General features: G+C 71.3%; 12 protein-coding genes. 11 read left to right on the top strand and 1 reads right to left on the bottom strand.

All coding sequences use genetic code 11. The annotated features are described in order from the left end of the window. Positions 1–172 precede the first annotated feature (172 nt). The 9 genes from IEY17_RS10075 (at position 173) to IEY17_RS10035 (ending at position 11,225) form a co-directional block, all read left to right on the top strand. Positions 173–730 (top strand): NUDIX hydrolase, encoded by a 558-nt coding sequence (locus IEY17_RS10075; protein WP_188987043.1) that lies wholly within the window; start codon positions 173–175, stop codon positions 728–730. After that, positions 727–2,979, top strand: a complete 2,253-nt coding sequence (locus IEY17_RS10070) for a DUF6049 family protein (protein WP_188987042.1) — start codon at positions 727–729, stop codon at positions 2,977–2,979. Before IEY17_RS10075 ends, IEY17_RS10070 begins: the two co-directional genes overlap by 4 nt. A gap of 99 nt (positions 2,980–3,078) precedes the next feature. Beyond that, positions 3,079–4,932, top strand: coding sequence for a murein biosynthesis integral membrane protein MurJ (gene murJ, locus IEY17_RS10065; RefSeq protein ID WP_188987041.1), 1,854 nt, complete (start codon positions 3,079–3,081; stop codon positions 4,930–4,932). Positions 4,933–5,031: 99 nt separating this feature from the next. Next, positions 5,032–6,609, top strand: a complete 1,578-nt coding sequence (locus IEY17_RS10060; RefSeq protein WP_188987040.1) for a protein kinase family protein — start codon at positions 5,032–5,034, stop codon at positions 6,607–6,609. Between the two features lie 257 nt (positions 6,610–6,866). Continuing rightward, positions 6,867–7,475, top strand: coding sequence for an RNA polymerase sigma factor SigM (gene sigM / locus IEY17_RS10055; protein WP_188987039.1), 609 nt, complete (start codon positions 6,867–6,869; stop codon positions 7,473–7,475). Then, the gene (locus tag IEY17_RS10050) at positions 7,472–8,263 is read left to right on the top strand and encodes an anti-sigma factor (RefSeq protein WP_188987038.1); all 792 of its coding nucleotides are present in this window, start codon (positions 7,472–7,474) and stop codon (positions 8,261–8,263) included. The genes sigM and IEY17_RS10050 overlap by 4 nt, the downstream gene beginning before the upstream one ends. Before the next feature lie 168 nt (positions 8,264–8,431). Continuing rightward, positions 8,432–9,424 (top strand): thioredoxin-disulfide reductase, encoded by a 993-nt coding sequence (gene trxB / locus IEY17_RS10045; RefSeq protein WP_188987037.1) that lies wholly within the window; start codon positions 8,432–8,434, stop codon positions 9,422–9,424. A 34-nt stretch (positions 9,425–9,458) separates the two neighbouring features. Further along, the gene (trxA, locus tag IEY17_RS10040; RefSeq protein WP_188987036.1) at positions 9,459–9,788 is read left to right on the top strand and encodes a thioredoxin; all 330 of its coding nucleotides are present in this window, start codon (positions 9,459–9,461) and stop codon (positions 9,786–9,788) included. 288 nt (positions 9,789–10,076) lie between these two features. Continuing rightward, on the top strand, positions 10,077–11,225 hold the full coding sequence (locus IEY17_RS10035; RefSeq protein ID WP_188987035.1) for an N-acetylmuramoyl-L-alanine amidase: 1,149 nt from the start codon (positions 10,077–10,079) through the stop codon (positions 11,223–11,225). A gap of 116 nt (positions 11,226–11,341) precedes the next feature. Here IEY17_RS10035 and IEY17_RS10030 read toward each other — a convergent pair whose 3' ends face one another. Next, positions 11,342–11,968 carry a GNAT family N-acetyltransferase gene (locus tag IEY17_RS10030; protein ID WP_188987034.1) on the bottom strand — a complete coding sequence of 209 codons (627 nt, stop codon included), beginning with the start codon at positions 11,966–11,968 and terminating at the stop codon, positions 11,342–11,344. A 310-nt stretch (positions 11,969–12,278) separates the two neighbouring features. Here IEY17_RS10030 and IEY17_RS10025 point away from each other — a divergent pair, with 310 nt between their 5' ends. Further along, complete coding sequence (locus IEY17_RS10025) at positions 12,279–13,622, top strand: aminotransferase-like domain-containing protein (RefSeq protein ID WP_188987033.1); 1,344 nt, start codon at positions 12,279–12,281, stop codon at positions 13,620–13,622. Positions 13,623–13,710: 88 nt separating this feature from the next. Beyond that, positions 13,711–14,661 carry a D-alanine--D-alanine ligase family protein gene (locus tag IEY17_RS10020; RefSeq protein WP_188987032.1) on the top strand — a complete coding sequence of 317 codons (951 nt, stop codon included), beginning with the start codon at positions 13,711–13,713 and terminating at the stop codon, positions 14,659–14,661. Positions 14,662–14,713 lie beyond the last annotated feature (52 nt).

Below are 14,713 nucleotides of genomic sequence, written 5' to 3'. Positions count from 1 at the left end.
TGCTGCGAAGGGGACACGAGATATCAGGGTATCGCCTGCTCAGGGCGCGCTTTGACCTGTCCGCGGTCAACCCGGCGGCGGGGCGGCGACGTCGCGGTTCGCCCGGCGCGAGAACCTGAACGCGTGCTCCGTGTGGTGCCGGTGACACCCCTGATCGCACTACCATCACGGCATGCCCCCGTCGCCCGGCCGCTCCGGCGGTGCCCAGCCGGGGCGTCGGAACCGACGCCGGCGGCGCAAACTGCGGACCGTCGACGAGACGTCGGCCGGAGGACTGGTGGTCGACAGCGCCGAAGGGCTCGCTGCGATCATCGGGAGGCTGGACCGCAAGGGCCGGTTGCTGTGGTCGCTGCCGAAGGGGCACATCGAGGCCGGGGAAACGCCGGAGCAGACCGCGGTGCGGGAGGTCGCCGAGGAGACCGGCATCATCGGCCGGGTGGTCTCACCGATCGGCACGATCGACTACTGGTTCGTGGCGGGCAACCGGCGCATACACAAGACCGTGCACCACTTCCTGCTGGATGCGGTGGGCGGGGAGCTTTCCGACGAGGACGTGGAGGTCACCGAGGTGGCGTGGGTGCCGCTTGGTGAACTGGACGAGGTACTGGCATACGCCGACGAGCGTCGCCTGGTGCGGCGCGCGCTGAACCTGCGCGGCGGCGGTGCGGACGGCGCGACCGGACGGCTCACGGCCCGGCCGGCACGAGGTAGCGGGACGGAGCCGGGGTGAGGTTTCTGCTGGCCGCGCTCGTCGCGGTGGTGTTGTGCACACTCGTCCCGGTGGTGCGGCCCCCGGCGGCGACCGCCCAGGGCGAGCCCCCCGCCCAACTGGACGTGACCAAGATCACCCCGTCGGTGGTCGCCGGCGACTCGCCCGGCGAGGTCACCATCTCCGGTCGGTTGACCAACACCAGCGACCAGGTCATCAGCGGCATCCAGGCCCGCGTCCAGCGCGGCAACCCGACCACCACCGAACCCGCCACCCAGCGCGCGATGCGCGGCGACACGCCCACGGTCACCGGACCGGCGTTCAGCACCGTCGCCGACCGGCTGGCCCCCGGCCAGCAGGTCTCCTTCGATCTGCACATCCCGCTGACCGGCGCGAACTCCCTGCAGATCAGCCAGCCGGGCAGCTACCCGCTGCTGGTGAACTTCAATGGGACACCCGGCTCCGGCTCCCGGGCGCGGATCGCCGAGGCGCGGTTCCTGCTGCCCGTCGTGGCCACCCCGGGCAGCGCCCCGGTCCGCCCCGGGCAACCCGTGCCGACCAGCATGGTCGTGCCGATCATCGACTACCCGCGGATGGAGCGGGAAGCCATCCCCGGCATGCCGACGGTGCTGATCGACGATCAGCTGTCCGCGTCGCTGGCCCCCGGCGGACGGCTCTATGAGCTGGTCGAGGCGGTCACCGAACGCGCCGGGCCCGGCTCCCCGCTGGGCAGCTCGCTGTGCTTCGCCGTCGACCCGGACCTGCTGCTCACCGTCGAAGCGATGCGCAAGGGCTACCTGGTGCGCCAGCCCAACGGCTCGCTGGCCGAGGGCATCGGCGGCGGTGCGGCCGAACTGTGGCTGAACAAACTGAAGGAAGCCACCTCGGGGCGCTGCGTGCTGGCGCTGCCCTACGCCGACGCGGACCTCGTTGCGCTCGGCCGGGCCGGGCTGCCCGACGTGATCCGCAACGCGCTCTACGGCACCGAGTACGTCCACCAGATCCTGGACGTGGAACCGCGCCGGGCGCTGTGGCCGATCGAGGGCGCGCTGGACGAACCCGCGGCCGGCCAGCTCGGCGACGTCGAGACCGTGCTGCTGGAGCCGCAGTCGCTGGGCATCCCGGCCGGGTCGCTGTCGCCGGTGAGGGTGCGCGGCCACGACCTCACCGCGGTGCCGATCGACCCGCTGCTGACCAGCGCGCTCGATCCGCTGCACGACACCCCGCAGAAGGTGACGGCGCTGTCGCCGCCGCAGAACGGCTCCCTGTCCGCCGAGAACGCGCTGGCCGCGCTGGTCTTCCGCGCCACCCAGGGATTCGTCGCCAACGCCACGTCCGTGCTGGTCCCGCCGCGCCGCTGGAACATGCGCGCCGACGACCTGCGCAGCCTGCTGGACGGCATGCAGAAGCTCGCCGACGCCGGCTACCTGCGGCCCACCGCGCTGCCCGGGCCCGACCCGGCCACGCTACCGGAAGCCGACCTGACGTACCCGGTGGCCGCGGGCTCTGACGAGATCCCGCAGCCGGTGATCGACGAGCTGGCGGCGCAGAACTTCGCGGTCGGCGACCTGTACCGGTCGTCGCGCGAGGAACCGTCCAGCACCGTGGAGAAGGGCCAGGTGACCACGCCGCTGGCGAACGGGCTGCTGCACGGCGTGTCCAGCGCGTGGCGCGGCAACCCGGGAGGCGCCCGGTACTGGGTGTCGAAGGCCGCGAACGCCATCGACGAGGTGCTCTCGAAAGTCCGGGTCGAGGAGTTCCCCGGGCAGGTCACCCGGTCCTCCGCCGACAGCCCGATCCCGGTGACCGTGGTGAACGACCTGCCGATCGCGGTGGGCGTGATGTTCCACATCCCGCCGGTGCCCGGGGTCGAGATGCAGCTCGACTTCGGCGGCCTCGCGTTCATTCCGGCCAACGGGCGCCGGCAGTTCCCCCTGCAGACCAATGCGCAGCGGGCCGGGACGTTCACCATCGACGTGAGCCTGACCACCGAAGGCGGCACCCCGCTGGGCACCACCAAGCGGATGCAGGTGGAGTCCACCAACTACGGGGAGCTGATCCCCTGGCTGACCGGGGTCGCGGCGGTGCTGCTGGTGCTGATGTCGGGTCGGCGGATCGTGAAGCGGGCGCTGGCCCGCAGGCAGCGCACCAGGCAGAGCGAACAGCCCGTGGCGGAAGCGGGCGCGGTGAACGCCGCGGCGGTCGAAACACCGGAGAGCGCCCACACCCCGACCACCGAGGGTGATCGAGACGGGGAACTGAGATCCTGAGCGGCGGCGCACCGTCACACGGCGGTGTGATGTTCCGCGGAGTCGAGCAGACCGGCGGGTGACACCGGGTGGTGCCCCGTCGGGCGAAGGATTGAGGCAGTGAACCGAGACAGGGACGCCGAGACGCCGGGGGTCGGCCACTGGCCGAACCCAGCGCCACCGCCACCGCACCGCCCCCCGCAGCCGTACCAGCGCCCCGCCGCACCGGTCCGCCACCCCGCCGCGAGCCAGCCCCGCGGCTGGCACGTCGCCGAGACGCAGCCGATTCCGACGGTGATCCCCGAGCCGGGCGTGGACCAGGCCGCCGAGCAGGCCACCGAGCAGACCCAGGTGATCCGCCCGGTCTCCCCGGGCAAGCCGTCGCTGCTCAGGGCCAGCGGTTCGATGGCCATCGCCACCCTGACCAGCCGGATCACCGGCTTCCTGTGGAAGCTGATGCTGGCTTTGGCCGTCGGCTTCGGGGTCATCAACGACTCGTTCACGGTGGCCAACACGCTGCCGAACAGTATCTTCGAACTGCTCCTCGGCGGCGTGCTGACCAGCGTCGTGGTGCCGGTGCTGGTCCGCGCCGAGAAGGGCGACCCCGACGGGGGACAGCGGTTCGTGCAGCAGCTCATGACGCTGGCCACCGTGGTGCTGGGCGTCGGCACGGTGCTCGCGATGGTCTGCGCCCCGGTGCTGACGTGGATCTTCGTCACCGAGTCGGACGCGTCGAGCCCGGCGCTGGTCAACGCGCTGGCGTACCTGCTGCTGCCGCAGATCTTCTTCTACGGGCTCAGCGCGCTCACCGGGGCCGTGCTGCAGTCCAAGCAGATCTTCAGCCCGCCCGCCTGGGCGCCGGTGGTGAACAACCTGGTCGTGATCGTCACCATCGGGGTCTACGTGCTGCTGCCGGGGGAGTTGACGCTCAACCCGGTCCGGATGACCGACGCGCATCTGCTCACCCTCGGCATCGGCACCACCCTCGGCGTCGTCAGCCAGGCGGTCGTACAGCTGCCCGCGCTGCGCCGGACGGGCTTCCGGCTCCGCTGGCGGTGGGGCTGGGACCGGCGGCTGTCCGAGTTCGGCGGGCTCGCACTGTGGATGGTCGGCTACGTCGCGATCAGCATGCTCGGGCTGGTCGCGCTCAGCCGGGTGGCGACCGGCGCGGACTCCGGTGCCTGGTCGACCTACAACTACGTGTGGATGCTGCTGCAGCTGCCCTACGGCGTCATCGGCTTCTCGATCATGACCGCGATCCTGCCGCGGATGAGCGCCGCCGCCGCGGACGGCGACCACGAGCAGGTCATCGACGACCTCTCGCTGGGCAACCGACTGTCCACTGTGACCCTGCTGCCGGTCAGCGCGGTGATGACCGCGCTCGGCGTGCCGCTGTCGATGGCGCTGTTCGCCCTCAAGCAGTCCTCGACCGAGCAGGCCACCACGCTCGGCCTGGCGCTGGCCGTCTCCGCGTTCGGCGTGCTGCCCTACGCGCTGACGATGATGCAGATGCGGACGTTCAACGCGCTGCAGGACGCCCGCACGCCGACGCTCATCATGGTGGTGATGACCGCCGCCAAGGTGCTGATGGCCATCGCGGTGGCGGCGCTGCTCGACCCCGAAAACGTGGTGTTCGGGCTGACGTTCGTCAACTCGTTCAGCTTCGTCGTCGGGTGGCTCGTCGGCGAGACCTGGCTGCGGCACCGGCTCGGCCCGCTGGGCAGCCGGCGTTTCCTTGTCACACTGGGAAAAACGTTAATCTCCTCGGTTCTCGGCGGACTGCTGGCCTGGGCGGCCGTGCTCGGTGTGGACGCACTCATCCCCGGAAACGCCGGTGCCGGAACGGGATGGTTGCAGCTAATCGTCGGCACCGTGGTCGGTTTCGCGGCCATCTTCGGCCTGATGTCGTTGCTGCGGGTGTCCGAACTCCAACCGGCCATCGGGCGGCTCACCGGTTTGCTGCGTCGTCGCTGACCGGCGCGTCACGTACCCTCGTTGGCGAAGTCTCCTCCCGCGAGGGAAGAAGGGGTGGCACGCAACCCCTGGCGGACCGGGAGGAGCGGGAGAGGGAAGGTGACCAGCAAACCCACCGAGCAGATCGCAGCGGAACGCGACGGATCCGGCGACGAGGGTTCGGCCGAGCAGGCGCTGACACCCGGCGCGGTACTGGATCACGGCCGGTACCGACTCCTCTCCCAGGTCGGCTCGGACCACCGCTGCAACGCCCAGCTGTGGCGGGCCAAGGACGGCGTGCTGGGCCGCGACGTGGCGCTGACGATCCTCGTCGGGGACCGGTCCGACTCCGAGGCCGCGTCCGGCGCGCGCCGCACGCTGGAACGCGCGATGCACGCCAGCACCTTCAACCACGTGGGCGTGGCGCGGGTGCTGGACGTCGTCACGCAGTCCTCCAACGATCCGGCGGGCGTGCTCGGGATCGTGATCGCCGAGTGGACCCACGGCACCGACCTGCTGGACCTGGTCGCCGAGGGACCGCTGCCGCCCGGCACCGCGGCCCGGCTGCTGCAGCCGCTGGCCGCCGCGGTGGAGGCGGCGCACCACGCCGGACTGGTGCTCGGCGCGGACCACCCGCAGCGCATCCGGGTCACCCCGGACGGCGAGATCCGGATGGCGTTTCCCGGCCCGATGCCGCAGGCCACCTCCAGCGACGACGTGCGCGGCCTCGGCGCCGCGCTGTACCTGCTGCTCACCGGCCGGTGGGCGCTCGACGGCGGCCCCGAGGGCCTGCCGAGCGCACCGACCGGTCCGGATGGCGCGCTCGTCGCGCCGCGCACGCTGCGCCCGACCGTGCCGCTGGAGCTGTCCACGGTCGCCGTCCGCGCGCTGGGCAACCCGGACTCCACAACCACCACGGGCGGCGTGCGGACCGGCGCCGCCGTGCTGCGGGTCCTGGAGCAGCACGCGACGTTCGAGCCCACCAGTTCGCTGGGCGGCGCCAGCGCACCGCCCGCCGACAACGAGGTGTGGCGGCGCGAGGACCCGAAACCGGACCAGGCCAAGCGCAAGAAGCTGATGATCAGCGTCGGCGTGCTGGCGGTGGCGACCCTGCTGGTGGTCGGCTGGATCGCGACCGGCCTGATCGGCATCTTCACCGAGTCCAACCGCAACAGCGGCACCGGCCAGGTCATCGGCCACTCGGCCAACCACCCGGGCGGCGGGGAACCCACCGGAACCCCGCAGGGTGACCTGATCCGTGTGCCCATCAGCGGCGTGACGCAGTTCAGCGCCAACGGTTCGCCGGACAACCCGGGCAGGATTCGTTTGCTGATCGACGACGACCCGTCGACCGACTGGCACAGCTCCCGCTACAACCAGCAGCTCGGGCCGGGCGGGATCAGCGACGGCACGGGAGCTCTGCTGCTCTTCCAGCAGCCCGCGGTGCCGCGCGAACTGGTGATCACCTCGCCCAGCGCGGGCGCGGTCGTCGAGGTGCGCACGGTGGACGGGTCACCGAGCGTGGACGGCGGCACGCTGCTCGGTTCCGCGACGCTCACCAGCGGGGACACCTCGATCAAGCTGAACGCGGACCGCCCGGTGCAGCAGCTCCTGGTCGTGATCAGGCAGCTGGTCCCCCAGGACGGCGGCTTTTCCGCGCAGATCAACGAGATCACCGTCCGGGGCACCGCGGGCTGACCGGACCGAGTGCGGTGAGTTCCCCGGACTTCGCAGCGGCATGGCCACGTGGCCAGACCACCCGCGGGTTCGGACGTCGACGGACAGCCCGACGCCGCGGGCTTCCCCGAGTCGGGGATCAGCGCAGTCCAGGTGGGTTTCGCTGGGTGACCCGCTGCGGAGAACGGGGGGCGAAGACAGCTCCGAGCACACGGCTGATGCACCACTCGTCAGTGTGGCGACTGTGCCTCTTCTCACCATCAGTAAAGTGCTGAGACGTGTCTGTCCCCGTCAGCTCGGACGCCGACCTCATCGCGGCGCATACCAACGGAGATCCGCATGCGTTCTCCGAGCTCTTCCGCCGACATCGGGATCGGCTGTGGGCGGTGGCGCTACGAACCATGCGCGACCACGAAGAAGCCGCCGACGCGCTTCAGGACGCGATGATCTCGGCCTTCCGCAACGCTTCGTCGTTCCGCGCCGAATCCCAGGTCACCACGTGGCTGCACCGCATCGTGGTGAACGCCTGCCTGGACCGGATCCGCCGCCGCCAGGCCCGACCGACGGTCCCGCTCCCCGAAACCGGACCCACCGAACCAGCGGTACCCCGTGACGCCATCGAGGAGCAGGACACGCGGATGGCGGTGCAGGAGGCGCTGGCCGAACTGCCCGAAGATCAACGTGCCGCGATCGTGCTGGTCGATGTGGAGGGATACTCCGTGGCAGAGACCGCGTCGATGCTCGGCGTGGCCGAGGGAACGGTCAAGAGCCGGTGTGCACGCGGCCGGGTCAAACTCGCAAAACTTCTGGGACACCTGCGGAACCCCAGTGCAGATGCGAACGTCCCAGATGACGCGATGGCCACGCGTCGACGGGAGGGACGATGAGTGGTGAACAACGGCGCTCGGGGGCGCCGCAGGGGCCACCGTGGTCCCTGGACCTACTGGCCGATCTCCACGCGGGGGTCTTGGACCAGCAGACCGCTGACGAACTGCGAGTCCAGGTCCAGGACGACCCGGAGGCCAGGGAGATCCTGGCGGCGCTGGACGCCACCGGCGCCGACCTCGCTGCGCTGCCGCCGTTGAGCATCCCGGATGACGTGTCGGCCCGTATCGAAGCAGCGCTGGAGGACGAGGTCCGGGCCTGGGCCGAGCAGCAGGGCAGCGCGCCCGCGACGGCGCCGGCCGACCAGCCCGGCGCGGAGATCGTCGACTTCGCCGCGGCCAAGCGGCGCCGCAGACGCAGGTTCACCCTCGGCGCCGGCCTGGTGGGGGCAGCGGCCGCGGCGGCCGCCGTGGTGTTCTCGGTGCTGCCGAGTACGCAGACCAGCAGCGACCTGGCGCAGCCGAACGCCACCACGGCACCCGGCCGGGGGCCGCTGGCGCTGCAGGGCGACCGGGTGACCCTCAACGGGCAGCAGTTCTCGGAGGTCATGGGCTCCGAGCAGTACGTCAGCGCGCTGACGGACCCGCAGCAGCTCATCGGCTGCCTGCAGGCCAACGGCGTCAGCAGCGGCACACCGCTCGGGGCGCGGGAGATCACGCTCAACGGCCGGTTGGCGCAGCTGCTGATCCTGCCCACCGGCGGGCTCGGCCAGTTCCGGCTGCTGGCGGTCGGCCCCGACTGCGGACCAGGCAACCCGGCGACCATCTCGGACTCCACCTTCGGCGGCTGACCAGCCGCCGGGCCGTTCGCCCGGCTCCCGTCCCGCAGGACGGGAGCCGGCGCACTGTGCCATGGGGCACGCGCGCCCGTGATCGGGAACAGAGCCGAATAGGATCGCGTTCTACCGAGTACGGTCGCGCGCCGAGCGCGGCGGGGACGCTACGACGGAAGGGGCGCGGTGACTGGCGACGTCCGCAACGTGATCATCGTGGGCTCCGGTCCAGCCGGGTACACCGCAGCGGTGTACGCCGCCCGGGCAGAGCTCGAACCACTGGTCTTCGAGGGAACCCAGTTCGGTGGCGCGCTGATGACCACCACCGAGGTGGAGAACTACCCGGGCTTCCGGGACGGGATCATGGGCCCGGACCTGATGGAGCAGATGCGCGCCCAGGCCGAGCGCTTCGGCGCGGAGCTGCGCGCCGAGGACGTCGAGCGGCTCGACCTGACCGGCGAGGTCAAGACGGTGCTCGCCAACGGCGTGGAGTACCACGCCAAGGCCGTCATCCTGGCGATGGGCGCCGCCGCCCGCTACCTGGGGGTGCCCGGTGAGGAGCGGCTGCTGGGCCGCGGCGTGTCCGCCTGCGCGACCTGCGACGGCTTCTTCTTCCGCGACCAGGACATCGCGGTCGTCGGCGGCGGTGACTCCGCCATGGAGGAGGCGACCTTCCTGACCCGGTTCGCCCGGTCGGTGACGATCATCCACCGCCGCGAGGAGTTCCGCGCCTCCAAGATCATGCTGGAGCGCGCCCGGGCCAACGAGAAGATCAAGTGGCTGACCAACAAGGTCGTCACCGAGGTCGTCGGGGACACCAGCGTCAGCGGCCTGAAGCTGCGCGACACGGTCACCGGCGAGACCTCCGACCTCGAGGTGACCGGCATGTTCGTCGCCATCGGCCACGACCCGCGCAGCCAGCTGGTGCGCGACCAGGTCACCGTCGACGCCGAGGGCTACGTGCAGGTCCAGCAGCCCACCACGCACACCGGGATCCCGGGCGTGTTCGCCGCGGGCGACCTGGTGGACCACACCTACCGGCAGGCGATCACCGCCGCCGGCTCCGGCTGCGCCGCGGCCATCGACGCCGAGCGCTGGCTCGCCGAGCACGACGCCCCGACCGCCGAGGTCGCCACCGAGCTCGTCGGCGGCGGCTACGGGCCCGGCTCCGCGCACTGACCCCGCCAACCAGCAGCAACCAAAGGGAGAGAAAATGGCCGACACCCACACGGTGGTCGTGGACGCTGACACGTTCCAGAGCAAGGTTCTGGAGAGCGACAAGCCGGTCCTGGTGGACTTCTGGGCCACCTGGTGCGGCCCGTGCAAGATGGTCGCCCCGGTGCTGGAGGAGATCGCCGCCGAGCACAAGGACAAGATCACCATCGCCAAGCTGGACATCGACAAGAACCCCAGCCTGCAGCGCGACTACCAGGTGATGTCGGTGCCGACCATGCTGCTGTTCGACAAGGGCCAGCCGGTCAAGCAGATCGTCGGCGCCAAGCCGAAGGCGGCCCTGCTGTCCGACCTGTCCGAGTACCTGTGACCTCGGGCACCCACTGAAGCAACCTGAGAACGCGGTCCCGCCGTCCAGTCGACAGAACAGTGACGGCGGGACCGTGTTTTTGCGCACCCGTGGAGATCGTCCACGCACGGACCGTCGTCGCACGTCCGCACCGCCAGACCGTGGGCCGCAGCGCCGGGTCCCGGTACACAAGGCACAATGACCCGACGGGTCCGGTGCGGACCCGGCACGCAGAAAGGGAAAACCGGGGCTCCCCCGACCATCCTTCGCGTCGGTGTCGAACCGGCGCCTGAATCGAGCGAGGAGTGCATGCAGCTGCTCCACCGCGGTGACGACGGTCCGGCCGTTGCCGAGATCAGGAACACTCTTGCTGCGCTGGGTCTGCTTCCGGCCAACGGCCGGACCGGCCCGGCGGTCTTCGACGAAGCGGTGGAACAGGCGGTTCGGGTCTTCCAGCAACAACGCGGGCTGATCACGGACGGCGTGGTGGGTCCGGCGACCTACCGGGCGCTGACCGACGCGCGGTGGCGGCTCGGCGACCGCTCGCTGGCCTACCTGGTGTCCAAACCGATCAGCGGCGACGACGTCTTCGCGCTGCAGGAGCGGCTGCTGGAGCTGGGCTACGACGCGGGCCGCCCGGACGGCATCTTCGGCCGGGAGACCGAGCAGGCGCTGCGCAGCTTCCAGCGCGACTACGGCCTCAACCCCGACGGCATCTGCGGCCCCGGCACGCTGCGGGCGCTCAGGCAGCTCGCGCCGAAGGTGCGCGGCGGCCGCCCGGTGTTCCTGCGCGAGCAGGAGAAGGTGCGCCGCGCGGGGCCGCGGCTGCGCGGCAAGCGCATCGTGATCGATCCAGGACACGGCGGCGCGGACCGCGGGGCCTGCATCGGTGACGTGTCCGAGGCCGATCTGACCTGGGACCTGGCCCGCCGGTTGGAGGGCCGGATGGTGGCCACCGGGATGGAGGCCCTGATCACCCGTGGGCCCAACGCGTGCCCGCCGGACGCCGACCGCGCCGCGTTCGCCAACGAGGCCGGTGCGGACATGTTCCTGTCGCTGCACATCGACGCCAACCCGTCGCCGCTGGCCGAGGGCGTGGCGAGCTTCCACTTCGGCACCGGCAACGGCACCACGTCGACCGTGGGGGAGGCGCTGGCGGGCCTCCTGCAGCGCGAGATCGTGGCCCGCACGGGTCTGAAGGACTGCCACATCCACCCCAAGACGTGGGACGTGCTGCGGCTGACCCGGATGCCCGCGGTCCGGATGGAGATCGGCTACCTGACCAACGACCGGGACCGGGCCCGGCTGCTGGACCCGGCGTTCCGGGATGTCGTCGCGGAGGGCCTGCTGGTCGCGGTGAAACGGCTGTACCTGCTCGGCAAGGACGACCAGCCCACCGGCACCTTCACCTTCGACGACCTGCTCCGCCACGAACTCGCCCGCGCCGAGGGCGCCTGAGCGGTTCCCACCGGCGGACTCCCGGAGTGCGCAAACCCGGGGCGGCCGACGATGTGTCGACGTGGCGCCCCGGAGCCCCCACCAGAGGTGGCGATGCGGGGCCGCCCGCATCGCCGCTACGCGCGGCCGATGGCGGGTTCCGCCGTCTTGATCGTCACCGAGCTCAGCAGCCGCTCCAGGGCCGCCTCGACGTCTTCCTTCCAGGAGATGGCCGTGCGCAGCTCCAGGCGCATCCGTGGCCACTTCGGGTGCTGCCGCACCGTCTTGAACCCGACCTGCTGCAGGAAGCCCGCCGGGATGACGCAGCTCTCGCTGCTGCCCGCCAGGTCGCCGAACGCCTCCACCGCCTTGACCCCGCGCCGGGTCAGGTCCTTCGCGACGTTCTGGACCAGCACGCGGCCGAGGCCGCCGTGCTCGAACTCCGGCATCACCCGCAGCGCCGTCAGCAGCACCGCGTCCGCGCTGACCGGGGCGGTCGGGAACGCCGCGGCGCGGGGGACGGCCGCCGGGGGCGCGTACATCGCGTAGCCCGCCGGGACGTTGTCCACGTAGATGATGCGGCCACACGAGCCCCACTCCAGCAGCACGCTGGAGACCCAGGCTTCCTTCTCCAGTTCGGTCTCGCCGAACTCCTCGGCCTGCTCCCGGACGTGCGGCGCCAGCTCCCAGAAAACGCACCGGCGACACCGCTGGGGCAGGTGGTCGAGGTTGTCCAGCGTGACGCCGACGACGCGTCGCGACACCTGACCTCCTGGAAAACCCGCGCCGAACCCGCACACGGACAGGCGGGAACGTGGTCAGGATAAGCCGCACGGCCGGTGGAAGCGCTGCGGGGCAGCGTCAGCGCCCCGAAGAGGTGAGGCCCGAAGGCGTTTCGCCAGCGGCGCCGGCCGCTTCGCCCTCACCCGCCACCCGCGTCGCCGCGCGAACCGAATCCAGCACGTGTGCGAGGCGCTCGTTACACGTGGGGTGGGCGCCGACGATAGTCCTTGTAGAATCGCCCGATCGTCCCTGGCGGACGAGCAGAGCGCACAACCGAAACCGGAGCGCGACATGTCGGATCACGGAAGCCAGCCGGCCACGCCGGAACAGCCCAGCCCGCCCGAAACGCCCGCACGCAACCTCGACGCGTACCGGGCGCACTACGCCGAGCGGACCGCAGGGATGACCGCCTCCGAGATCCGAGCTCTCTTCGCCGTCGCCAGCCGCCCCGAGGTGGTCTCGCTGGCCGGCGGCATGCCGAACCTGGCCGCGCTCCCGCTGGACTCGCTGGCCGCCGAGGTCGCGCGGCTGGTGTCCGAGGACGGGCAGGTCGCGCTGCAGTACGGCTCCGCGCACGGCGTGCCGGAGCTGCGCGAGCAGATCTGTGAGGTCATGGCGCTGGAGGGGATCTCGGCCCACCCGGATGACGTGATGGTGACCGCGGGCTCGCAGATGGCCCTGGACATGGTCACCCGGATCTTCTGCGACCCCGGTGACGTCATCCTCGCCGAGGGCCCGTCCTACGTCGGCGCGCTGGGGTCCTTCGCCGCCTACCAGGCCGAGGTCGTGCACGTCGCGATGGACGAGGAGGGTCTGCAGCCGGCCGCGTTGCGCCAGGCCATCGCGGACGTCACCGCCCAGGGCAAGCGGATCAAGTTCCTCTACACCATCCCGAACTTCCACAACCCGGGCGGCATCACGCTGGCCGTGCCGCGGCGCGCGGAGATCCTCCAGATCTGCGCGCAGCACGGCATCCTCGTGGTGGAGGACAACCCGTACGGCCTGCTGGGCTTCGACGGCAAGCCGTACCCGGCGCTGCGCAGCATGGACGCCGAGAACGTGGTCTACCTCGGCTCGTTCTCCAAGACGTTCGCCTCGGGCCTGCGGGTCGGCTGGGTGCTCGCGCCGCACGCGGTCCGGGAGAAGCTGGTGCTGACCGCCGAGTCGGCCACGCTCTGCCCGCCCACGCTGAACCAGATGATCGTGTCGCGCTACCTGAGCACGCACGACTGGCAGGGTCAGATCAAGATCTTCCAGGAACAGTACCGGGAGCGCCGCGACGCGATGCTCGGCGCGCTGGAGCAGTACATGCCGCCGGGATGCACCTGGACGCGACCGAACGGCGGCTTCTTCGTCTGGCTGACCGTGCCGGAGGGCGTGGACACCAAGGCGATGCTGCCGCGCGCGGTGACCCAGCGGGTGGCCTACGTGTCCGGCACCGGGTTCTACCGCGACGGTTTTGGCAGTCGGCAGATGCGGTTGTCGTACTGCTACCCGACGCCGGAGCGGATTCGCGAAGGCGTGCGGAGGCTGGCCAACACGCTGACCGAGGAGATGGAACTGGTGCGCACCTTCGGTACCGTGCCGCAGCGCAGCGTGCCCGGCCCCCAGGCCCCGTCCCCGGACACCGCGTAGAGTTCTTTCGCCGAATCACCGTGCAGTCCACTGCGCACCGATCCGCCGGAGCGCAGTGGACTAACTAGTTTTCAGGGGTGTGCCAAGAGTGTCTGATCGCTGGGTTGCCGTGCTCGCGGGTGGGCTTTCGCACGAGCGCGAGGTTTCGTTGCGCTCCGGCCGCAGGCTGTCCGCCGCGCTGCGCTCGGTCGGGATGACCGTGGCGGAGTGGGACGCCGACGCCCGGCTGCTGTCCCGGATCGAGCAGGAGCGGCCGGACGCGGTGGTGGTCGCCCTGCACGGCGGCGAGGGGGAGAACGGTGCGGTGCAGGCCGTGCTGGAGATGCTCAACGTCCCGTACGTCGGCACCAGCCCGCACGCGTGCCGTCGCGCGTGGGACAAGCCGACCGCCAAGGCGGAGCTGGCCCGCGCCGGACTCGCGACTCCCGACTGGGTTGCCCTGCCGCACGCGACGTTCCGGGAGCTCGGCGCCCAGGCGGTGCTGGACGCGCTCGTGTCGAAGCTGGGGTTGCCGCTGATGCTCAAGCCGGACCAGGGCGGGTCGGCGCTGGGGGCGCACGTGGTCCGCGACGCCGCCGAGCTCCCGTCGGCGATGGTGGGCGCGCTGTCCTACGGCGACGCGGTGCTCGTCGAGCAGTTCGTCGAGGGGACCGAGGTGGCGATCACCGTCATCGACGGACCGGACGGACCGGAGGCGCTGCCCGCGGTGCAGATCGAGCCGGCGGACGGCGTCTACGACTACACGGCCCGCTACACGGCAGGGCTCACCAGCTACCGCACCCCGGCCGAGCTCTCGCCGGAGGCCGCCGCCGCGGCCGGCGAGCTGGCGATCGCGGCGCACCGGCTCCTCGGGTTGCGCGACGTCTCCCGGACCGACGCGATCGTCGACCGGCACGGCACGCCGCACTTCCTGGAAGTCAACGTGTCGCCAGGGCTGACCGAGACCTCGCTCCTGCCCATGGCGGTCGAGGCGGCGGGGCGGTCGCTGGGGGAGGTCTTCGCGACGCTCGTGGAGCGGGCGATCTCACGGGCCCGCTGATTCCCTGGTTTCACGTGAAACACGGGGTCGGCCTCCGAGGAGACCGACCCCG

This window comes from Saccharopolyspora thermophila (assembly GCF_014646075.1).
Taxonomy (GTDB): domain Bacteria; phylum Actinomycetota; class Actinomycetes; order Mycobacteriales; family Pseudonocardiaceae; genus Saccharopolyspora; species Saccharopolyspora thermophila.
The sequence above is the reverse complement of the archived record's forward strand: the minus strand, read 5'-3'. Positions and strand labels throughout refer to the sequence as shown.

Bases quoted from the DNA above. Each gene is read 5' to 3' on its own strand.
- IEY17_RS10075 (WP_188987043.1), top strand. From the start codon at position 173: ATGCCCCCGTCGCCCGGCCGCTCCGGCGGTGCCCAGCCGGGGCGTCGG.
- IEY17_RS10050 (WP_188987038.1), top strand. From the start codon at position 7,472: ATGAGTGGTGAACAACGGCGCTCGGGGGCGCCGCAGGGGCCACCGTGG.
- trxA (WP_188987036.1), top strand. From the start codon at position 9,459: ATGGCCGACACCCACACGGTGGTCGTGGACGCTGACACGTTCCAGAGC.
- IEY17_RS10035 (WP_188987035.1), top strand. From the start codon at position 10,077: ATGCAGCTGCTCCACCGCGGTGACGACGGTCCGGCCGTTGCCGAGATC.
- IEY17_RS10025 (WP_188987033.1), top strand. From the start codon at position 12,279: ATGTCGGATCACGGAAGCCAGCCGGCCACGCCGGAACAGCCCAGCCCG.